Annotated in this window: 19 protein-coding genes and 1 other RNA gene; 19 read left to right on the top strand and 1 reads right to left on the bottom strand. The window is 61.1% G+C overall.

What is annotated here, in order from left to right:
• Nucleotides 1-879, top strand: an 879-nt coding sequence (locus H5U38_01625) for a hypothetical protein (GenBank protein MBC7185713.1), incomplete at its 5' end; no start/stop codon positions are given.
• 122 nt (nucleotides 880-1,001) lie between these two features.
• Nucleotides 1,002-2,537 carry a YifB family Mg chelatase-like AAA ATPase gene (locus H5U38_01620; GenBank protein MBC7185712.1) on the top strand — a complete coding sequence of 512 codons (1,536 nt, stop codon included), beginning with the start codon at nucleotides 1,002-1,004 and terminating at the stop codon, nucleotides 2,535-2,537.
• A 365-nt stretch (nucleotides 2,538-2,902) separates the two neighbouring features.
• On the opposite strand, the gene ssrS is transcribed toward H5U38_01620, so the two are convergent.
• Nucleotides 2,903-3,091: non-coding RNA, 6S RNA (ssrS, locus tag H5U38_01615), on the bottom strand.
• 344 nt (nucleotides 3,092-3,435) lie between these two features.
• Between ssrS and H5U38_01610 the strand changes: the two genes are divergently transcribed.
• The 17 genes from H5U38_01610 to H5U38_01530 form a co-directional block, all read left to right on the top strand.
• Nucleotides 3,436-4,584, top strand: coding sequence for a P1 family peptidase (locus tag H5U38_01610; protein MBC7185711.1), 1,149 nt, complete (start codon nucleotides 3,436-3,438; stop codon nucleotides 4,582-4,584).
• Nucleotides 4,585-4,603: 19 nt separating this feature from the next.
• On the top strand, nucleotides 4,604-4,825 hold the full coding sequence (locus H5U38_01605; GenBank protein ID MBC7185710.1) for a DUF2905 domain-containing protein: 222 nt from the start codon (nucleotides 4,604-4,606) through the stop codon (nucleotides 4,823-4,825).
• A gap of 38 nt (nucleotides 4,826-4,863) precedes the next feature.
• Complete coding sequence (locus H5U38_01600) at nucleotides 4,864-6,162, top strand: nodulation protein NfeD (protein MBC7185709.1); 1,299 nt, start codon at nucleotides 4,864-4,866, stop codon at nucleotides 6,160-6,162.
• Nucleotides 6,163-6,218: 56 nt separating this feature from the next.
• Nucleotides 6,219-6,974, top strand: a complete 756-nt coding sequence (locus tag H5U38_01595) for a slipin family protein (protein ID MBC7185708.1) — start codon at nucleotides 6,219-6,221, stop codon at nucleotides 6,972-6,974.
• A gap of 144 nt (nucleotides 6,975-7,118) precedes the next feature.
• Nucleotides 7,119-8,246: an aminotransferase class V-fold PLP-dependent enzyme gene (locus H5U38_01590; protein ID MBC7185707.1), complete on the top strand. Its 1,128-nt coding sequence runs from the start codon at nucleotides 7,119-7,121 to the stop codon at nucleotides 8,244-8,246.
• 50 nt (nucleotides 8,247-8,296) lie between these two features.
• Nucleotides 8,297-9,538 carry a PD40 domain-containing protein gene (locus H5U38_01585; GenBank protein MBC7185706.1) on the top strand — a complete coding sequence of 414 codons (1,242 nt, stop codon included), beginning with the start codon at nucleotides 8,297-8,299 and terminating at the stop codon, nucleotides 9,536-9,538.
• Between the two features lie 534 nt (nucleotides 9,539-10,072).
• Nucleotides 10,073-11,437, top strand: a complete 1,365-nt coding sequence (gene radA, locus H5U38_01580) for a DNA repair protein RadA (GenBank protein MBC7185705.1) — start codon at nucleotides 10,073-10,075, stop codon at nucleotides 11,435-11,437.
• An 8-nt stretch (nucleotides 11,438-11,445) separates the two neighbouring features.
• A complete protein-coding gene (gene tgt / locus H5U38_01575) occupies nucleotides 11,446-12,591 on the top strand; it encodes a tRNA guanosine(34) transglycosylase Tgt (GenBank protein ID MBC7185704.1) in 1,146 nt (381 codons plus the stop codon).
• Nucleotides 12,592-12,602: 11 nt separating this feature from the next.
• Nucleotides 12,603-12,917 (top strand): preprotein translocase subunit YajC, encoded by a 315-nt coding sequence (gene yajC, locus H5U38_01570; protein MBC7185703.1) that lies wholly within the window; start codon nucleotides 12,603-12,605, stop codon nucleotides 12,915-12,917.
• A gap of 66 nt (nucleotides 12,918-12,983) precedes the next feature.
• On the top strand, nucleotides 12,984-13,934 hold the full coding sequence (locus H5U38_01565; protein MBC7185702.1) for a methionyl-tRNA formyltransferase: 951 nt from the start codon (nucleotides 12,984-12,986) through the stop codon (nucleotides 13,932-13,934).
• Nucleotides 13,935-13,938: 4 nt separating this feature from the next.
• Nucleotides 13,939-15,333, top strand: a complete 1,395-nt coding sequence (gene rsmB, locus H5U38_01560) for a 16S rRNA (cytosine(967)-C(5))-methyltransferase RsmB (protein ID MBC7185701.1) — start codon at nucleotides 13,939-13,941, stop codon at nucleotides 15,331-15,333.
• Between the two features lie 34 nt (nucleotides 15,334-15,367).
• The gene (locus tag H5U38_01555; GenBank protein ID MBC7185700.1) at nucleotides 15,368-16,096 is read left to right on the top strand and encodes a PASTA domain-containing protein; all 729 of its coding nucleotides are present in this window, start codon (nucleotides 15,368-15,370) and stop codon (nucleotides 16,094-16,096) included.
• Nucleotides 16,097-16,220: 124 nt separating this feature from the next.
• Entirely contained in the window at nucleotides 16,221-16,433 is a 213-nt protein-coding gene (locus H5U38_01550; GenBank protein MBC7185699.1) for a cold shock domain-containing protein, read from the top strand.
• A 75-nt stretch (nucleotides 16,434-16,508) separates the two neighbouring features.
• A complete protein-coding gene (locus H5U38_01545; GenBank protein ID MBC7185698.1) occupies nucleotides 16,509-16,949 on the top strand; it encodes a hypothetical protein in 441 nt (146 codons plus the stop codon).
• Between the two features lie 15 nt (nucleotides 16,950-16,964).
• Nucleotides 16,965-17,672, top strand: a complete 708-nt coding sequence (locus tag H5U38_01540) for an epoxyqueuosine reductase (protein ID MBC7185697.1) — start codon at nucleotides 16,965-16,967, stop codon at nucleotides 17,670-17,672.
• Nucleotides 17,669-18,607 (top strand): site-specific tyrosine recombinase XerD, encoded by a 939-nt coding sequence (xerD, locus tag H5U38_01535; GenBank protein ID MBC7185696.1) that lies wholly within the window; start codon nucleotides 17,669-17,671, stop codon nucleotides 18,605-18,607. The genes H5U38_01540 and xerD overlap by 4 nt, the downstream gene beginning before the upstream one ends.
• Nucleotides 18,608-18,694: 87 nt before the next feature.
• Nucleotides 18,695-19,258 (top strand): biotin--[acetyl-CoA-carboxylase] ligase (locus H5U38_01530; protein MBC7185695.1); only part of this gene is annotated, 564 nt, incomplete at its 3' end.

The raw sequence follows: 19,258 nt of genomic DNA, 5'->3' as shown, positions 1-19,258 counted from the left end.
GCGCACTATGAGCGTTACGATACCGTGGGCGGCAATGTCTACCCCGCCTGGCTGTTGCAAAGATACGCAGCCGACGCCACGAGCGAGTTCTTGCTGGGCGCCGTCGAATTCCTGCAGGTGGAAAACGACCCTACAGTGGAAGCAGCCTCGAGGAAGCTGGCCGAGGGGCTTTTGCGCATGCAGCTTGCAGATACGGCTCGCTACGCAGGGGCGTTTCTCTCCTGGCCTGGCGTATGGCATGCATGGGGCAATGCGCAGACTCAGGCGCTCGCCGCCTTGGGGCGGACCCTCCGCACACCGCAACTGGTGAACGCCGCGGAGCGCGAGGCGCGCCAGTTCCTCTCCCGGCTGCTCGCGGAAGCGCGGCTACGCGAGTTCCGTGTGGACGACCAGGCTCATCCTGCAGAATTCCCGCAAATCGCCTACGACGTCAGATGCGCCACCCTTGGCTTGCTGGGTGTGGCAGAGGCAACGTCCGACACCAACTATGCGGTGCTCGCCGGGCTTGCCGCTTCGTGGCTCCTTGGCAATAACCCAGCGCGCGTCGCCATGTACGACCCAGCCAGCGGCCGCTGCTTTGACGGCATCGAGAATTCCACCAAAGTGAACCGCAACTCAGGGGCAGAATCGACTGTTGAGGCGCTCATCACCCTGCTCGAGGTGCTGAACCACCCGGTGGCGCGGCGTTACCTCACGTGCAGGCCAGACTCCCTCAGGGGATGCCCACCGCCACAAAGCAGCAGTTCCAAAGTTTGCCGTTCTTTTGCGTGCGGCGACTCCCGCCACGTCACCATCTGCTACAACAGGGTATCCCAAGACTTCACTCTGTCCTGGTGCGTCCCGCCGCTCAAAGGCTCGGAAGTTCCCAAGGAGAGATGATGCGTGGTCACCTCGGCGTGCCGCCGGCGGTGGCTCCCGTATTTTTCTGTGAGCTTTTCACTTGCATTTTTCAAGTTTTCTTCTATATTGGCCGTGGGAGAAAAGCTCGAGCGGGGTTGGTTATGCTTGGCAGTGCACTCAGTGCCACAGTTCTGGGCATCGACGCCTACATCGTTAAGGTGGAAGCCCACCTGGAATCGGGTCTTCCCTCCTTCGCGACGGTCGGCCTTCCGGACGGTGCGGTGCGGGAGTCAAAGGAGAGGGTCAGCGCTGCCATCAAAAACACCGGGTTTCGCCTTTCCCCCAAGAGGGTCACCGTCAACTTGGCGCCCGCGGACGTCAAGAAGGAAGGCTCGGCCTTCGACCTCCCCATGGCTATCGCCATTCTGGCGGCCACCCAGCAGGTCTCGACAACTCTGCTGGAGCAGTTCGCGCTGGTGGGCGAGCTTGCTCTGGACGGCGTGATACGTCCGGTGCGCGGCGTGCTCCCCATCGCGGTGGCAGTGCGCAACAACAACATTCGCGGTATCATCGTGCCGGCAGAGAACGCTAGGGAAGCGGCGATGACCCAGGGTCTCACCGTCATTCCGGTTCGCCATCTCCGCGAAGCAGTGGACTTTCTCGACGGCCGCATCAACCCCGAGCCGTTCACCGTCGACCTGCAGGAAGTTTTCTCGCAGAGCAGACACTACGACATCGACTTCCAGGACGTGAAGGGCCAGGAGCATGTCAAACGCGCCTTGGAAGTGGCGGCAGCCGGTGGGCACAACATCCTCATGATTGGGCCTCCCGGCTCGGGCAAGACGATGCTCGCCAAGCGGATACCGACGATTCTGCCCGATTTGACCTTCGAGGAGGCGTTAGAGACCACAAAGATCCACTCTGTGGCAGGCCTGCTCCCCCCTAACACAGCGCTCATTGCCACCCGCCCTTTCCGTTCGCCGCACCACACCATTAGCGACGCCGGCCTCATTGGCGGTGGTACTATCCCCAAGCCGGGCGAAGTAAGCCTGGCGCACTTTGGCGTGCTCTTCTTGGACGAGTTACCCGAGTTCAAGAAGAACGTGCTGGAAGTGCTGCGCCAGCCACTTGAGGACGGCAAGGTGACCATCTCCCGCGCCATGATGTCGCTCACCTATCCGGCCGAGTTCATGCTGGTCGCCGCCATGAACCCCTGTCCCTGCGGCTATCGCACCGACCCAACGCACGAGTGCTCCTGCACCCCGCCCCAGATTCAGCGCTACCTCTCCAGGATTTCCGGCCCGCTTCTGGATCGCATTGACCTGCACGTGGAGGTGCCAGCGGTGAAATACCGGGAGCTGGCCGGCAAGACGGTGGGCGAGCCTTCGGCCGTGATCCGCGAAAGAGTGATGAGGGCGCGGGAGATTCAGCTGCGCCGCTTCCGCGACCGAAAGGCCCTCTTCTGTAACGCGCGCATGGAGTCGAAAGACATCCGGCGCTACTGTCCCATCGACAGCAGGAGCGAGGAACTGCTGCGCACGGCCATCACGCGCCTTGGGTTTTCGGCCCGCGCCTACGACCGCGTGCTGAAGGTGGCGCGAACCATCGCCGACCTGGAAGGAAGTGAAGAAATCCGCCCCGAGTTCGTGAGCGAGGCGATCCAATACCGCACCCTGGACAGGAATTGGATGCTGTGAGCATCCTCCGCACGCGGTAGGTCAGTGGGCTCTGCCGTTCTCGCGGCAAAGCAAACGCGGGGGCTGAAGAGCAAGGAATGCACATCCCCCCGAGGCAGATTGGTAGCCACGAGAGTTGCTCCATAGCCCACGAAGGGGTCCCCAATTTTCCGCTCTATTCTCACTTCGAAGGGCTGCTGCACAAAACGCAAGGCCACCAGTTCAGGAAGCAGAATACGAGCAGAAGAGTGGCACATCTGTGGACGCGGCTCCTCTGGGGGCCTGCTTCCTAAGGCCAGAAACGCCACTTATCCAAACAGGCGGGCTCAGAAGCAGTGAGGAAATGGGCTGGGGGTGGTTGGTTCAGCTCGCGAGCGGCAGAAAAGAAAATCCCTGCAAATTAGGATGGTTGCGTAAAGAACCGTGCTCAACACGGTGGGCACCGCCTGGGCGTCTCTTACTTCCACTACCGCGCGCTGCGCGGTGAGGCCTGTAATCCACGTCCAGAGCTCGGCTCCCTATTGGCAGGTGTTGGCTCTTTAATTGACAAGCCACCGCTCAATTTGCAGGGATATTTTCTTCGCCACTGTGATATTAGCAAAAATATCTGAAAATGTCAAGCGGAAAATCTCTTGGTCTGCATTTTTCTCAGCTTTTTTGGTGCGCCTGCTTCGCCAGCGGGGGTCCTCACATCCCGCATCGTCAGCCACTCCTAAGGGCGGCGCATGCTGCACACGGCCAGCTGCACCACGCGGGTTGCTGAAGTGCAGCCTTGACCGCTGGAAAAAGCAGTTGATTTTGAGCAACCCTTTTGCTAAATTGACATTGCCCGAACAGGTGCAACTCCCGGGTAAGCGGTCCCCGGCGGAAAGGTTGGCGAATGAGAGCAGTAGCCCTGCTGGTGCTCTGGGGCGCACTGATGGAAGGAGTCGACGCGCTGGCGCACGCCACTGCCCAGCAAGACCGGCCTCGCGCGCGAGACGCGGGCGTGTGCATCGGGGTCTTGCCGACGGGCAAGTGGAATGCCATCACCGACGTGGAGGGCGTGAAGGTAGGCCACTACACGCTCGTCGAAGGGGACAGCGTGCGCACCGGCGTCACTGTCATTTTGCCCCATGGGGGCAACCTCTTCCAGGAGCGCGTGCCCGCGGCGGTCTGTGTGGGCAATGGCTTTGGCAAGCTGACCGGTTCCACTCAGGTGGAAGAACTGGGCGAGTTGGAGACGCCCATTGCTTTGGTCAACACGCTGAGTGTGCCGGTGGCAGCAACAGCGCTCATTGACTACACGCTGCGCATCCCTGGAAACGAGGACGTACGCTCGGTGAACCCAGTGGTGGGAGAGACCAACGACGGGTGGTTGAACGACATCGTCGGGCGACGGCTTCGCGTGGAGGAGGTACTCAGAGCCTTGGAGCTGGCGCAGTCGGGGCCGGTGGAAGAAGGCAGTGTGGGCGCGGGCACCGGCACGGTCTGTTTCGGGTTCAAGGGGGGGATCGGTACCTCGTCGCGCGTGCTGCCCAAGAGCCGCGGCGGCTACACGGTGGGAGTGCTGGTGCAGACCAATTTCGACGGCATCTTACAAATCAACGGCGCCCCGGTGGGCAGAGAGTTGGGGCGGTTTCCCATGGCAGAAGAGCTGCAGGGGCGGGAACAAGGCTCCTGCATGATCGTTGTCGCCACAGATGCCCCGCTGCTCAGCCGTAACCTGAAGCGCTTGGCCAAACGCGCGCTGTTCGGGCTTGCTCGAACAGGCGGCTACTGCTCCAATGGCAGCGGCGACTATGTCATTGCCTTCTCCACCAATCCCGCGGTCCGCATTCGCCGCAAACCTGAGGGCGGTCTCCACCAGTTCCGCGAGTTGCCCAACAGCGCCCTCTCTCCCCTCTTCTTGGCAGTGGTCGAAGCCACCGAAGAAGCGATCCTCAACTCCCTCTTCCGCGCGACGACGGTCCGCGGAAAGGATGGCCACCAGGCTGAGGCCTTGCCCGTGGACAGGATTCTGGAGATCTGCAAGAAATACCGTGCACTCAACTGGACCACAGAACTGCCAGTTGGAAGGCGACAGTAGCTCATTCGCCGTGAGCACCATGGACCTGAACCCAATAGCACGCATGTTGATCCTCTTTGGTCTCTTCCTCGCGGGAGTGGGCGTGCTGCTCCTGCTCGTTCGACAGGTGCCCTTCTTAGGGAAGTTGCCTGGCGACATTCTCGTGCAACGCAAGAATTTCACTTTCTATTTCCCAATCGCCACGTGTGTCGTGCTCAGCCTTGTTCTGAGCCTCATCCTCTATCTGTTCAGCCGGCGGTGAAGCTGAAGCGTGGCGTGTTCACACGAGGTAAGCGCGAGATGAAAAGACTGCCGTTGCGAGTTGTCCCGCTCCTTGCCCTCCTCTTTGCCGCCAGCGCCACGGCCTTTGGCGCCTCTGGCCGCGTCCACGTCATCAAGGTGGAGGGGGACGTGAACCCGGTGTTGGCCCGCTTCATCATCCGGCACATCGAAAAGGCCGAGAAGGAGCGTGCCGAGTGCCTCATCATCAAGATGGACACTCCCGGGGGACTGGTCCTCTCCACCCAGGACATCGTGAAACGCATCCTAGGTGCCGACGTACCAGTGGTCGTCTATGTGTGGCCAAGCGGCGGGGGCGCAGTCTCAGCCGGTGTGTTCATCACCATGGCAGCACACTTTGCCATCATGGCTCCTGGCACGAACATTGGGGCCGCGCATCCGGTTGGCATAGGTGCGCAGGACACCTCCGCCACGATGGCGGAAAAGACCACCAATTGGGCAGCCGCGTGGATGCGCTCCATCGCCGAAAAGCGAGGACGCAACGCCGACTGGGCTGAGAAAGCCGTACGCGAGAGCGCCTCGATCACGGAAGAGGAGGCTTTGAAGAAAAAGGTCGTGGACTATGTCTGCGCTTCCCTGAAAGAGGTGTTGGACACGCTGGACGGCAAGGAGACAGAAGTGGCCTCGGGGCGCGTCACCCTGCACACCAAGGAGGCCACCATTCACGAGTACTCCATGGATTGGCGCTCTCTGATTCTGTACAAGATATCCAATCCGACCATTGCCTACATACTGCTTGTCCTCGGCATCTATGGCATCTTCTTCGAGCTTTCCAACCCGGGCTCAGTATTGCCCGGCGTGGTGGGCGGCATCTTTCTGATCTTGGCTTTCTTCGCGCTGCAACAGCTTCCCGTTCGCGCGGCTGGCCTGCTCCTGATTCTGTTCGCCCTTGTGCTCTTCATTCTGGAGGTGAAGGTCACCAGTTACGGCGTGCTCACCATCGGAGGGATTGTGGCAATGCTCATCGGTTCGCTCATGCTCTTTCAGGAGACGGCGATGCCCAGCATGCGCATTGACTGGCGAGTGGCTCTGGCTGCGGCAATCACCACGGGCCTTTTCTTCTTTTTTGCCATGGGCATGGCCCTGAAAGCCAAAATGACCAAACCCACCACTGGCAAAGAGGGGCTAATCGGTGAGAAAGGGGTGGTGATCACCGACCTGGCGCCCGAGGGGCAGGTCAAGCTCCATGGCGAGATTTGGAGCGCCTACAGCGACGAGCCAATTCCTGCCGGGCAAAAGATCCAGGTGGTGGCCGTCGATGGCATGAGCCTGAAAGTGAAAAAACTCGCCTCTGCTTAGCATTGGCCGCTCGCTCTGAGGCGGCCGCCAACGCGTAACCTATTGGGAGGGTCATCATGCAACCGTTCATCATCGTCATCGTCATCGCCTTCTTCCTGTTGCTGAGCGCCATCAAGATTCTGCGTGAGTACGAACGAGGCGTGATCTTTCGCCTCGGCCGGCTGGTGGGCGCCCGCGGCCCCGGTATCTTCCTGATCATCCCCTTTGTGGACCGAATGGTGAAGGTCAGTCTGCGGACCGTCACCATGGACGTGCCGCCGCAAGATGTCATCACGCGCGACAACGTCTCGGTGAAGGTGAATGCAGTCCTCTACTTCCGCGTGCTGGAGCCCACCAAGGCAGTGGTGGAAGTGGAGGACTACCTGTTCGCCACTTCCCAGCTGGCGCAAACCACCCTGCGCAGCGTGCTCGGCCAGGCCGAGTTGGACGAGCTCCTCTCTGCGCGCGACAAGATCAACCGCGAGCTGCAGCAAATCATCGATCACCACACCGACCCGTGGGGCATCAAGGTGTCGATGGTGGAGGTCAAGCACGTCGACCTGCCGGTGGAGATGCAGCGCGCCATGGCCAGGCAGGCAGAAGCTGAGCGCGAGCGGCGCGCCAAGGTGATCAACGCCGAGGGCGAATTCCAGGCGTCCAGAAAGCTCGCCGACGCCGCCAAGGTGATCGCCTCTGAGCCGATGGCCATGCAGCTGCGCTTCTTGCAGACGCTCACCACCATCGCCTCGGAGAACAATTCCACGACCGTTTTCCCGCTTCCCATCGAACTCGTAAAGCCATTCCTCGAAGCGGAGAAGAAACGAAGGCGATAGACTGCGACAAACCCCGCGGACTGACCCGTGCATAGGACAAGGCGGGGCATCCAGCCCCGCCTTGTTGCCGACCAGGTCCGGCCGATGCCGTGCCCGGTACCTGAAACGACTTGTGGTAGACATCTGGGCTGACTGCTGGAGAGCATGCTTTCCGACGAGGACATCGAAAAGTACCGGCTTGAATTCCCCATAGTGCCAGAGTACGCGTACCTCAACCATGCCTCCAACGCGCCAGAGTCGCGGCGTGTGCAAGAGAGGATCCAGGCACACCTGCGCGACTGTGAATATGGCGACCTGAAGGAAGAGACCTGGCATCAGTATGCAGAGAGGACGCGGCAGCATCTGGCGCGGCTGATCCACGCCCACCCGGACGAGGTCACTTTTGTCCAGAGCGTAACGGCAGCGGCAGCCGTGGTGGCTCAGGCACTGCGCCTACGGCCAGGGGACAATGTGGTGACCCCGGTGAATCAGTTCCCCGCGAACATCTATCCCTGGCTGAATCTGAAGAGTCTTGGGGTAGAAACGCGCCTCGTCCGCCTTCCCCGGGACGGTTCGCTTGACGTCCTGGCCGATGCCATCGACCGCCGCACCAGGCTGGTCAGCCTCTGCTTCGTTGAATACGACGACGGATGGCAACATGACCTCGCTGCGGTGGGTCGCCTCTGTCGCGAAAGGAATGCCCTCTTCTTTGTGGATGGCACACAAGGCGTAGGCGCCCTCCACTTCGATGTGCGAGAGATCGGCGCCGACTTTGTCGCAGCCAACGGCGTCAAGTGGCTGATGGGTCCATGGGGGCAGGGGATGCTCTATGTGCGCGGGGAGCTCCTCCCTACCCTCTTCACCCCTACGCTCGGCTGGCTGAGCGTCGAAAACCCAGCTGCCTTCACGGACCTCAATCAGCCGTTCAAGCAGTCGGCGCGCCGTTTCGAAGGAGGATGCCAAAACCTGCTGGGTATTGCCGGCCTGGGCGCTAGCGTGGAGATGTTGTTAGAGGTCGGCATCCCATCAATTGAGGAGCGGCTCCTCTGGCTTACCGCCTTGGCTGCTTCGCTGGTGGTAGAAAAGGGCTACGAAGTGGTTACCAAGATGGTGGACGACCATCGCTCGGGTATCCTCAGCTTCCGGCATCCGACCATGGGGGCGCGGGCCGTCTACGAGAAGCTGCTCAAGGACAAGGTAGTCACCTCTGAGCGCAATGGGCTGATCAGGATCTCGCCGCACTTTTACAACAACGCGGAGGATATCGAGCGCTTGATAGCCGCCTTGCCATAGCGATCGCGTATGGGTATCGGCGGTCTGGTAATGGAGATGAAGGAAAGGGTATGGTGCGCAAGGTTCTTTTGCTGACCTGTGTGGGCTTGCTTCTCGGCTGTGCATCGCACCGAGCGCAACTCGGTCATGAGGGCTCGTCGCTTAGCGAACTCGCGCTGGCTGTGAAGCTGGCTCCCTCCGACGTCGATGCCCGGGTAAGGCTGGGAGCGGCGCTTGCTCGCGCTGGTCAATATCGGCTGGCCCTGGCCCAATTCGACAGCGCTCTTTCCCTCATGCCGAACTATCCCTGGGCGCTCTATGAGAAAGGCCAGACCTTGCGGGTGCTGGGCTTTGCCGAGGAGGGCAAGCGACTGATCCGCCGTGCCGCCGACTCTCCCCAGGGTGCGGAGGTTCTCGCTCGCTTGGGTCGCGAACTCGGGAGACCATTCCACATCGAGCAACTCACCAGTGGCCGTTATGACCATGCGTTCCCTTCCTGGTTCCCTGATGGGCGACGCATCGCCCTGCAGACAAATCGCACGGGCAACTGGGAGCTCTTCGTCTTTGACCTTGCCTCAAGGAGCCTCACTCAGCTCACCGATCATCCGGCCCGAGACGAGGCCCCCTGCGTGTCGCCCGATGGCCGGCTTCTCGCATTCACTTCCACGCGCGACAGCGAGCCTGCGCGTGACCCTCGACACCAGCAGCGGGAAATCTACCTGCTGGATGTGCCATCAACACAGGTGCGGCAGCTGACCAGAACCCATGCCGACGATTTTCATCCAGTCTTTTCTCCAAACGGGGCGCGGCTCTTCTACGTCTCTGCGCCCCCGGACGACAGCGGCACGCGCAGTGTGATGTTTATGTCCTTGGACGACCCCACGCCCAAACCCCTGACCCAGCCCGGTGAAGACTGCTTCGCCCCTGCGGTTTCGGCTGATGGGGCCTTTCTGCTGTTCGTCAAAGAACACCAAGGACGCTCTCTCCTCTGCGAGATGGATCTGAGGACCAAGCGGGTGCGCGTGGTGACTGATACCTTAGGCGTCAAGGCTGCGCCGAGCTTTTCTCCAGACGGCGCCACGATCGCCTTCGCCGCCAAGGACGGGGGGAAGTACGACCTGTACCTCATCGGCAGAGACGGCAGCAATCTCCAACAGCTAACCAACGATCAGGCCATTGACGGGCACCCACATTTTTCACCGGATGGCAAGAGGCTCGTCTTCCATTCGAATCGCACAGGGACGTTCCAGCTCTACCTGGTGGAACTAACTCGCCCGCCTTCAGTAGAAGAGTTGCAAGACTTCTTCGAGTAGGCCTGGGCGGTTCGGCTTTCTGGAGCGAGCGGTCCCCTGGGCCCTGCTGTTCAGCGAACAGGGCAGACAGGACCAAGCGAGAAAAAACAGCTTGATTTTCAGCGATATTTTCCATACTTTGCTTTGCGTCCGGGCGCAGAGGTGCACCCACAGCACAGACTGCCCAGAAGCGGCGCGCACCACATGGTTCAGCAGCCGGCCCCGTGCGCGCCATAGGCAAAAGAATCTAAACACCGTCACCCTGCAGCAAGGCAGTCGTCGTGCTCCTCCGGCGCATGAACGCTAATCCTGGCCTCCTACTGGTGCTTCACCCATCCGATTAGGCAAGTGCGGGACAAGGGCGTTGATTCTCCACCTGTTGTGGCGGCTACTGCGCTGTTCAATGGCTCCCTGCCCCCGAACAGGGTGATAGGTTTCAGTTGGCACGGCTGCCCGTGCACACATTGACCCAATAGCCGGCAGCAGGGACGGGGTTATTCAACAACCTTGAGGCTCTCTGACCAGTGTTGTGACTGAGATCGAGCTGTGAGCGAGATAAGAAAGCAAAAGAGCAGATTCGTTTGTCAAGCGTGTGGCTTTGTCTCGCCCAAATGGCTTGGCCGGTGCACCGAATGTGGGGCCTGGAACAGCTTCGTGGAGGAGAAAGTTGTCCCTCAGCCGGCCCGTACTCAGCGTGCGCCTGGCACCCTGGTCAGCAAGCCGCTCCGGCTCTCAGAGGTCGAGGTTACCGATGAGATCCGGCTTCGCACGCCCTTTGCGGAATTCAACCGCGTATTAGGCGGGGGGATCGTGCCCGGGTCGGTCATCCTTGTGGGTGGCGACCCTGGGATCGGCAAGTCAACACTCATGCTGCAGCAGGCCATGGCACTGGCTGGTCCAGATCGCCCGGTCCTCTACGTGTCCGGCGAAGAGTCAGCTCGCCAAACCAAGATGCGCGCCGATCGCCTTGGGCCGTCAACCGAGCACGTCTACGTGCTGGCCGAGACAAACCTGGATGCGGTGCTGGAGGCTGTGGAGGAGCTCCAGCCCGGCTTGGTGGTCATCGACTCCATTCAGACCATGTACAAGCCGCTCTTCGAGAGCGCTCCGGGGAGCATTAGCCAGGTGCGAGAGTGTGCGCTGGAGCTCATCACCCTGGCTAAGAGGAGCGCCATACCCATCTTTCTCATCGGCCATGTGACCAAGGAAGGCTACCTTGCCGGGCCAAAGACTCTGGAACACATGGTCGATACGCTGCTCCTCTTCGAAGGCGACCGCGACCACATGTACCGTGTTCTGCGCGCGGTGAAGAACCGTTTCGGCTCGACGCGGGAAATAGGCGTTTTCGAGATGACCGAAAAAGGGCTGGCCGAAGTGACAAACCCCTCGGCCTTCTTCCTCTCCGAGCGACGCGGCGATGCCAGCGGCAGCGCAGTCGGGTGCATTCTTGAGGGGACCAGGCCAATCCTCGTGGAGATCCAGGCCTTGGTTGCGCCCAGTAGTTACGGCGTGCCGCAACGCACGTGCTCAGGCGTCGACCACCGCAGGGTGGCCCTGCTCCTTGCGGTGCTGGAGAAGAGGGTTGGACTCCGTCTTGGCACCTTTGATGTTTTCGTGAACGTGGCCGGCGGGGTGCGCCTGGATGAGCCTGCCGCAGACCTGGGCATTGCCGTGGCCGTCGCCTCGAGCATGCAGAATAAGGTGGTCGATCCTCAGGCAATAGTCGTGGGCGAAGTGGGCTTGGGCGGAGAAGTACGGGCCGTGGCCCACCTGGATAAGCGCCTGGCAGAGGCGCAGCGCATGGGATTCCAGCGCGCGGTGGTCCCCCACTCAAGCATGCGCGCCACTCGACGCGTGGCAGGCGTCGCCGTCACCGGCGTCGAGCGCGTCGAGCAGGCGCTTAAGGAGCTGCTCACCTAGGGAGACGAGTGCGCTTCACCATCGCGAAGAAAGATTCAAGTTCGGCCGCGCGCACCGGAGTGCTCCACCTGGCACATGGTGAGGTGGATACCCCCGCGTTCATGCCGGTGGGAACACAGGGAACGGTCAAGACCCTGTCGCCAGATGACCTGGTCGCTTGCGGCGCCCAGATCATTCTCAGCAACACGTACCACCTCTATCTGCGCCCCGGCGTGGAGCTGGTACGCAAAGCAGGTGGCATCCAGCGTTTCGCCGCGTGGTATCGGCCGGTGCTGACCGACAGCGGCGGCTATCAGGTCTTCAGTCTCGCCGAGCTGCGCAAGGTCACCGAGGAGGGGGTGCGCTTCCAATCGCACCTTGATGGCTCCTACCACTTTTTCACCCCAGAGCTGGTGGTGGAACTGCAGCGTGCTCTGGGCTCGGACATTGCGATGGTCTTGGACGAATGCACGCCCTACCCATGTGAGTGGGGCTATGCGCGAACCTCTATGGAGATGACCGCTCGCTGGGCAGAGAGGAGCAAGAGGCGGTGGGAGGAGACCCCTCCGCTCTTCTCCTTCGAGCAAAGTCTCTTCGCCATTGTCCAGGGGAGCACGTACGCCGACCTGCGCCGGGAATGTTGCGATCGGCTGGTGGAGCTCGAGTTCCCTGGCTATGCCATCGGGGGTCTGTCCGTGGGCGAGCCCAAAAGCGCGCTATACGAGGTCGCTGAACTGTGTGCCCAACAGCTCCCGCCGGAAAAGCCTCGCTATCTGATGGGCGTAGGCAAGCCTGAGGATCTGATTCGATGCGTGGCCTTGGGTATCGACCTTTTCGACTGTGTGATGCCGACGCGCAACGGGCGCAATGGCACGGTGTTTACTCGTCGGGGCCCCCTGGTGGTCAAGAACGCCATCTGCAGTGAAGACTTTCGTCCAATAGACGAAGACTGCGAGTGCTATGCATGCCGCACCTTCAGCCGGGCGTACATCCGCCATCTGTTCCAGGCGGAGGAAATCCTTGCTCTGCGGCTGGCCACGATCCACAACCTGACCTTCTACCTGGGACTCATGGCGGAAATGCGAAAAGCGATAGCCGAAGAGAGGTTCGAAGCCTGGAGCCGAGAGTTCTTGGCCCAGTACCTTTCCGGCACAGAGGAAAGCGAATCAAACTGAAGGAGGATGACGTGACTGCTCTTCTTCCTGCGCTCATGTTGAGCGCATCCGGTTCGGCAGGCAGCAGGCCTGCCATGGGCATGTTTCTCTGGATCTTCTTGTTGATCCTCATCATGTACTTTTTCTTCATCCGTCCGCAGGCCAAGCGGCAGAAGGAAGTGCGCCAAATGCTGGCGAGCATCCAAAAGGGCGATCGGGTGCTCACGGTAGGAGGTATCTACGGCGTCGTGGTTGGCGAAAAGGAGCAGGAAAACATCGTCATCCTGAAGATCGCCGAGAATGTCAAGGTCGAGGTGGCCAAGGACAGGATCGTGCACAAGATGTGATCAGTCCGGCGACTTCCGCCTGCCGGTAGGCGCTACCCAGTCACAGATACCACTCTGCGGAGGGCTATGAATGCACTCAAGATAGTCTTCTTCGGCACGCCGGAGTTTGCGGTGCCTTCGTTGGAGGCACTCCAACAGAGCCGGCATCGAGTGATCGCAGTGGTCACCACCCCAGACCGGGAGCGGGGGCGTGGGCTCAGTTTGCAGCCATCTCAGGTGAAACTCTGCGCCAGTCGCCACCAGTTGCCGGTCCTGCAGCCGGAAGTGCTCAGCGACCCGCTCTTTCTGGCAGAGCTGCGGCGTTGTGCGGCGGACCTTTTCGTTGTGGTTGCGTTCCGCATTCTGCCGCCAGAGGTGTTCACCATGCCCGCCAAAGGGACGGTGAATCTGCACGCCTCCCTTCTTCCAAAATACCGAGGGGCTGCTCCCATCAATTGGGCGATCATCAACGGTGAACGAGAGACGGGGGTCACCACTTTTTTCATTGAGGAAAAGGTGGACACCGGTGCCATCATCCTGCAAAGGCAGCTGCCCATCGGGCCGGAGGAGACTGCGGGTCAACTGCACGATCGCCTTGCACTGGCTGGCGCTGAGCTTCTGGTGGAGACGGTGGACCTCATTGCCGAGGGCAAGGCTGTGCCCAAGCCGCAGCAGGGAGAAGCCTCCCGCGCGCCGAAGATTGTCCGCGAAATGTGCGAGATCGATTGGCGAAAGACTGCAGTGCAGGTCCACAACCTGGTGCGCGGTCTCTGCCCCTTCCCGGGCGCCTTCACGTACCTGGAAGGCAAGTTGCTCAAGGTGTATCGGACGCAGGTACTCAAGCCCTATGGGCACGGCAAGCGCCCCGGCCAGATTGCGCGGGTTGACCGCAAAGGTGGCGTCATCCATGTGGCGACGGGGGAAGGAGTATTGGCCCTGTTGGAGGTACAGCCGGAAGGAAAAAGGCGGATGACCACCGAAGAGTTCCTGCAGGGTCACAACGTGCAAGCTGGAACAATCTTAGGCAAGAGTGTATAGGTGAATGATGATGAGAGCACGTAATGGTCGGGCTTCACCGGCTACCACCAGGCCCAACATTGGGCGACGACAGACGGCTTCGCCGCGCGAGGTGGCAGTAAACGTGCTGCGCCAGTGGCACGAGGGGCAGGGTCGCCTGGACTTGCTCCTGGACCATGCCCTGCTGCGCTCCCCTCTGACGCCGCGCGACCGCGCCCTAGCCACCGAATTGGTGAATGGCACCTGCCGCTGGCTCGGTACCATTCATTGGCTCCTGGATCGCCTCTTCCACAGAGGGCTCAAGAGTTGCCCGACCACCATACTGCCCATCCTGGAGACGGGTCTCTACCAGCTCCTCGCGCTTGACCGGGTTCCGGATTACGCGGCCGTGGACCAGGCGGTGCAACTGGCACAGCAGACCGCCGGAAAGAACTGGGCGGGCGTAGTCAACGGCGTGTTGCGCTCGTTCATCCGCCAAAGGGAGAGCATCCCCTGGCCAAGCATCGAAGCCGACCCGGTGAAGGCCATAAGCACGCGCTACTCGCACCCCGCGTGGCTGGTGCGGCGTTGGCTGAAGCGGTATGGCGTCGAAGAAACCATTCAGCTCTGCCAGGCCAACAACTCTACGCCCCCGGTCACCATCCGGGTGAATCGCCTGCGCGCCGAGCCGCAGGAAATCCTTGCGAGCTTGGGTGGCGACATTGACGCAGTGCCTTCGCCCTACGATGAAAACTTTATCGTTGTCAGGAGTCACCAGATTGAGCTGCGCCGCATGGACATCCTGCGGGAGGGCAAGTGTTCCGTGCAAGATGTGAGCGCCGGACTCCCCGCACGCCTGCTCGCTGCCTCGCCGCAGTCGACCGTGCTCGACCTTTGTGCGGCCCCAGGTGGAAAGGCCACCTATGTGGCGGAACTAACTGGGGACCAGGCACGTATCATTGCGGCAGATATCAGCAAGCTGCGCACACGTCTGACTGCCGAGAACTGCGCGCGGCTGTCGCTGAAGCGGGTGCATCCGGTGGTGGCCGATGGCAAACGGCCTGCGGTGCGCGAAGTCACCCACGTCCTTCTCGACGCACCATGCACCGGTTTTGGGGTACTGGGCAAACGCGCCGACCTGCGCTGGCAGCGGCGCGAAGGCGATATCCCGATGCTGGTCGCCCTGCAGCGGCAACTCCTCAACAGTGCCGCAAGTCTGCTGCCGGTAGGCGGCATCCTGGTTTATGCGACCTGTACCATCGAGCCGGACGAAAACGAACAGGTGGTGCAGCATTTTCTGGACACTCACCCCGGCTTCGCGCTTGACCATGCGGCTCAGTTTGTACCCGCAGAACTTGTCGACGAGGCAGGGTACGTGCGCACGTCCCACCACCATGGAATAGACGGCAGCTTCGCCGCGCGTCTGGTGCGGCGCTCTTAGATCAAGTCAGGAAAAGGCACTGCCAGGAAAGGACATGATAACCACTGCACTGAAACGGTTGGCCGCCGGGATCGGCGCGCTGGTCCTGCTGTACCTCGTCTGCGATAACGTCGTCATGCCCCTGTACACCCGGCATGGTCGTGATGTGTATGTGCCTGAGGTAGTGGGCCTCACCTACGCCGGCGCGCAGATGAAACTCAGTCAGCAAGGTTTTCAAATAGTCAAGGCCGGCGAGCAGTTCGACAGCGAGCATGAGCCAGGGATTGTCCTCTTCCAGAATCCGGAGCCAGGCGCCCCGGCCAAGCGGGGCAGGCGGGTCTACGTGATCGTCAGCAAAGGCGAGCGATTCGTGACCATGCCAAAGTTGGTAGGCCGCTCCGAGAGGAGCGCCGCGCTCGACCTGTCGGCCCAGGGTCTCGTGCTCCGCAACGTTGAGTATGTCTTTTCCACCGAGTATCTCAGCGACGTAGTCTGTGAACAATCGATCCCTGAGGGCCAGCTGGTGAAGCAGGGCACTGAAGTAGACATTGCCGTAAGCCTGGGGCCCGCACCGGATCAGTTCGTCGTCCCCCAGCTCATCGGCAAGTCCCTGGCCGAAGCGACAAGAGTCATCCAGCGCGCCGGGCTGACCTTGGGCGCGGTGCGCTACCAGGTCTCGGACAAGCTCCTGCCGGAGACCATCATCGACCAGTCGCCGGCAGCAGGAACAGCGGCAGTGGCCGGCCAGACCGTTGACCTTGTGGTCAGCCGCCTGCCGGAATAGATGCGGCCTCACCCTCCGGTGAATCATCTTGACAATGACGGAGCAATTCTCTATATTTTCCGCAGACTTGAGCACACAGGGGCCACTGGCAGACAAGGAGCATTCGGCCACGGCAGGGCTGCCCATGCGACGCGGACGCGTGAAGTGGTTCGACGCGACCAAGGGCTATGGGTTCATCGAAGATGAGCATGGCCTGGAAGTGTTTGTTCACTTCACCGCCATCCAGGAAGAACGCTTCCGCACCTTGGAGCAAGGTTGCGAGGTGTACTTTGCCAGCGTCAGCGGCGAGAAGGGGCCAAAGGCCATCAAGGTCATCAAGGTCAAAGCCTCGCAGTGAGCTGGCCACCGGGAAGATGGGCGTGGACGACAACTTCCGCCGCAAGAGAGTAGCCCCACGCGGGTGAGGATACGCATGAAGCGCGTGTTTGCGAAGAAGGACATCGACAAGATCGCCAAGGTCCTGGGCGTCCAGCCCAAGCGGATGGCCAACAACTACCGCTTTTTCCTGGAGAACAGGGAAGACGGCCGCAGGCTGTCGCTGGAGATCTACCCCGACATCCCCATCGGTGAAAAAGAGGGGAACCTCATCTCCGTCTACACAAGTAACACCCACCTCCAGCTCCATTTCTGCACGGGGTATGTGGTGAGCGAAGTGTTGGGGGAAGTCACTTTCGTCGCCGAGCATCAGGGCCGATTGGCCGGGCTGATCGTCGAAAAGGAGGCTGGCTGTTCACTGTACGCCAATGTGGACGCAAGCCTGCTATCTGGGGACTTTACCCAGCTCGGTCCGGAGGTCATGCTCTCGGGAATCGCTCTTTCGCTCACCGAGCACCTTCTGCCTGAGTCCAAGTAGCGGATGAGGCCAGGTGTGGAAAGGGCTTCTCCACAAGAGCTCCTCCCCATCTTGCGCTCATTTGCCATGAACAACGGCGCTGCGCTCTTCGGTGCATGCCCCATCAACGGCGTGCGCGACACTTTCCATTTCGAGCCTGGTGAGGCGGAAGGGCTACCCTATGCACTGTCCGTCGCCGTACGCCTGTCTAAGGCCGTGCTTGATGGCCTCCGCGACGGCCCCACCCTGCTCTACAAGTGGCACTATCGCCAGGCCAACGCCCATTTGGACAGACTGGCCTTCCTCCTTGCCGGGTTGCTTCAGCAGCACGGGTGGCAAGCGGTTCCGGTACCTGCCTCCCAAGTGGTAGACTGGCAGCATCAGACAGGCCACCTGTCGCACCGTCACGTGGCAGTTGCAGCCGGTCTTGGCTGGCTGGGGCGCAATAATCTCCTGGTCACCCCTGCCTTTGGTGCGCAGGTGCGCCTGGTGACCGTGCTCACCGACATGCCAGTGCCCAACACTGAACCTCTACCCTTCAGCTGCAACGAGTGCCGCGCCTGCATCGCCGCCTGTCCGGTACATGCCATCGGCGAAACGCGCGAGGAATTCGCTTTCCAACGATGCTACGACCAGGTGCGGGCTTTCGCCAAGAGCAAGAGTCTGGGCGTCTACATCTGCGGACTCTGTGTGCGCGCCTGCCCGGGGCTAAAACGGGCGCGGGCCGTGGACAACGCACGATGAAACAGCTCGTCGAAGAGTTCCTCGACTACCTGGTGGTCGAACGGAGGATGGCGCGCAATACGCTCCTGGCCTATCGCCACGACATAGAAAGGTACGTCGATTTTCTCCAGAGCAGGCACGTGAGCGCGCCAGACGACGTCCGCCCCGCCATGGTGACCGAATTCTTAGAAGCGCTGGCTGCGGTCGGCCTGTGCGTCACCTCGGTGGCGCGCAACCTTTCTGCCATCAGAATGTTCCACCGCTTCTTGGTCGCCGAGGAACTGGCCGAAACTGACCCAACGGAAACGACGCGCCTGCCCAAGAGGGCACAAGTGCTCCCCACTGTGCTTGACCAGTACGAGGTGGAACGCCTTCTGGAGCAGCCGGACGCCGCCGAACCCTTGGGCGTACGCGATCGGGCAATTCTCGAGTTTCTTTACGCGACAGGAGTGCGCGTTTCCGAGTTGGTGGCAGTGCAGCTCTCCGATATCCTGGTGGAGGAAGGTTTGGTGCGCGTGTTCGGCAAGGGGGGCAAGGAACGCATTGTCCCGATCGGCGAGCAAGCTATCTTTTGGGTGCAGCGGTACGTGAGTGAGGTTCGCCCCCGCTACGCCCAGCTGGCGCGTTCGCGAAATGCACTCTTTATCGGAGTGCGTGGCAATCCACTGACTAGGAAGGCGGTGTGGGAAATCATGAAGAAATACGCCCGCGCGGCAGGCATTCGCAAAGAGGTTTCCCCTCACTCCTTGCGGCACAGCTTTGCCACGCATCTGATCGAAGGAGGAGCCGACCTCCGCGTGGTGCAAGAGATGTTGGGTCATGCGGACATCAGCACGACGCAAGTCTACACGCACATCGACCGCCAGTACCTGCGCGAGGTTCATCGTCAGTACCACCCGCTGGAGCAGCGAAGACACCCTCACAGCGCAACTTGCACTGGAGTGAACAGACAATGAGAACCAAGCGCACCGCTGGCGGATCGGCTTTACAGGAGGAGCTAACCCAAGTCCGGTATACGCTCACAAGCGCAAGCTGAGCCGAAAATGCATCTCTCCCCACGCTTTGCCCTAGACAAGGCGAGACTTGCCACGCTGTTGAAGACCAAGCACCTCGGACGAACGGCGCAGTTCTTCGCGTCGGTCACTTCCACCAACGAGGTGGCGCGGGAGCTCGCCCACCAAGGCGCACCCCATGGCTGTCTTGTGCTTGCCTCGGCACAGACTGCCGGCCGAGGCCGTGCCGGTCGCACTTGGTATTCGGCGCCAGGCGCGGGCCTCTGGTTCTCCTTGGTACTGCGCCCGAAGCTTGCACCCCAGCGCTGTGGCCTCATCTCCTTGGCGGCTGCTCTGGCAGTGGCCGAAGCGATCGCCAAAGTCACGGGTGTCAAGGCCCAGCTAAAGTGGCCCAACGACGTACTGGTGGCTGGGAAGAAGCTTTGCGGAATCTTGGCAGAGACCGAGCTCATCGGCGACCGCCTCAAGTTTGCCGTCCTCGGGGTCGGCCTCAACACCAATCGCGCGCAGGCGCAGCGGATGCCTCGGGAAATCCAAGCGACGGCAACCTGGCTCAGCGAGCACACGAGCACACTCCCCGATGACATGGCACTA

This window comes from Calditrichota bacterium, assembly GCA_014359355.1.
Classification (GTDB): Bacteria; Zhuqueibacterota; Zhuqueibacteria; order JANLFK01; family Oleimicrobiaceae; genus Oleimicrobium.
The sequence above is the reverse complement of the archived record's forward strand: the minus strand, read 5'-3'. Positions and strand labels throughout refer to the sequence as shown.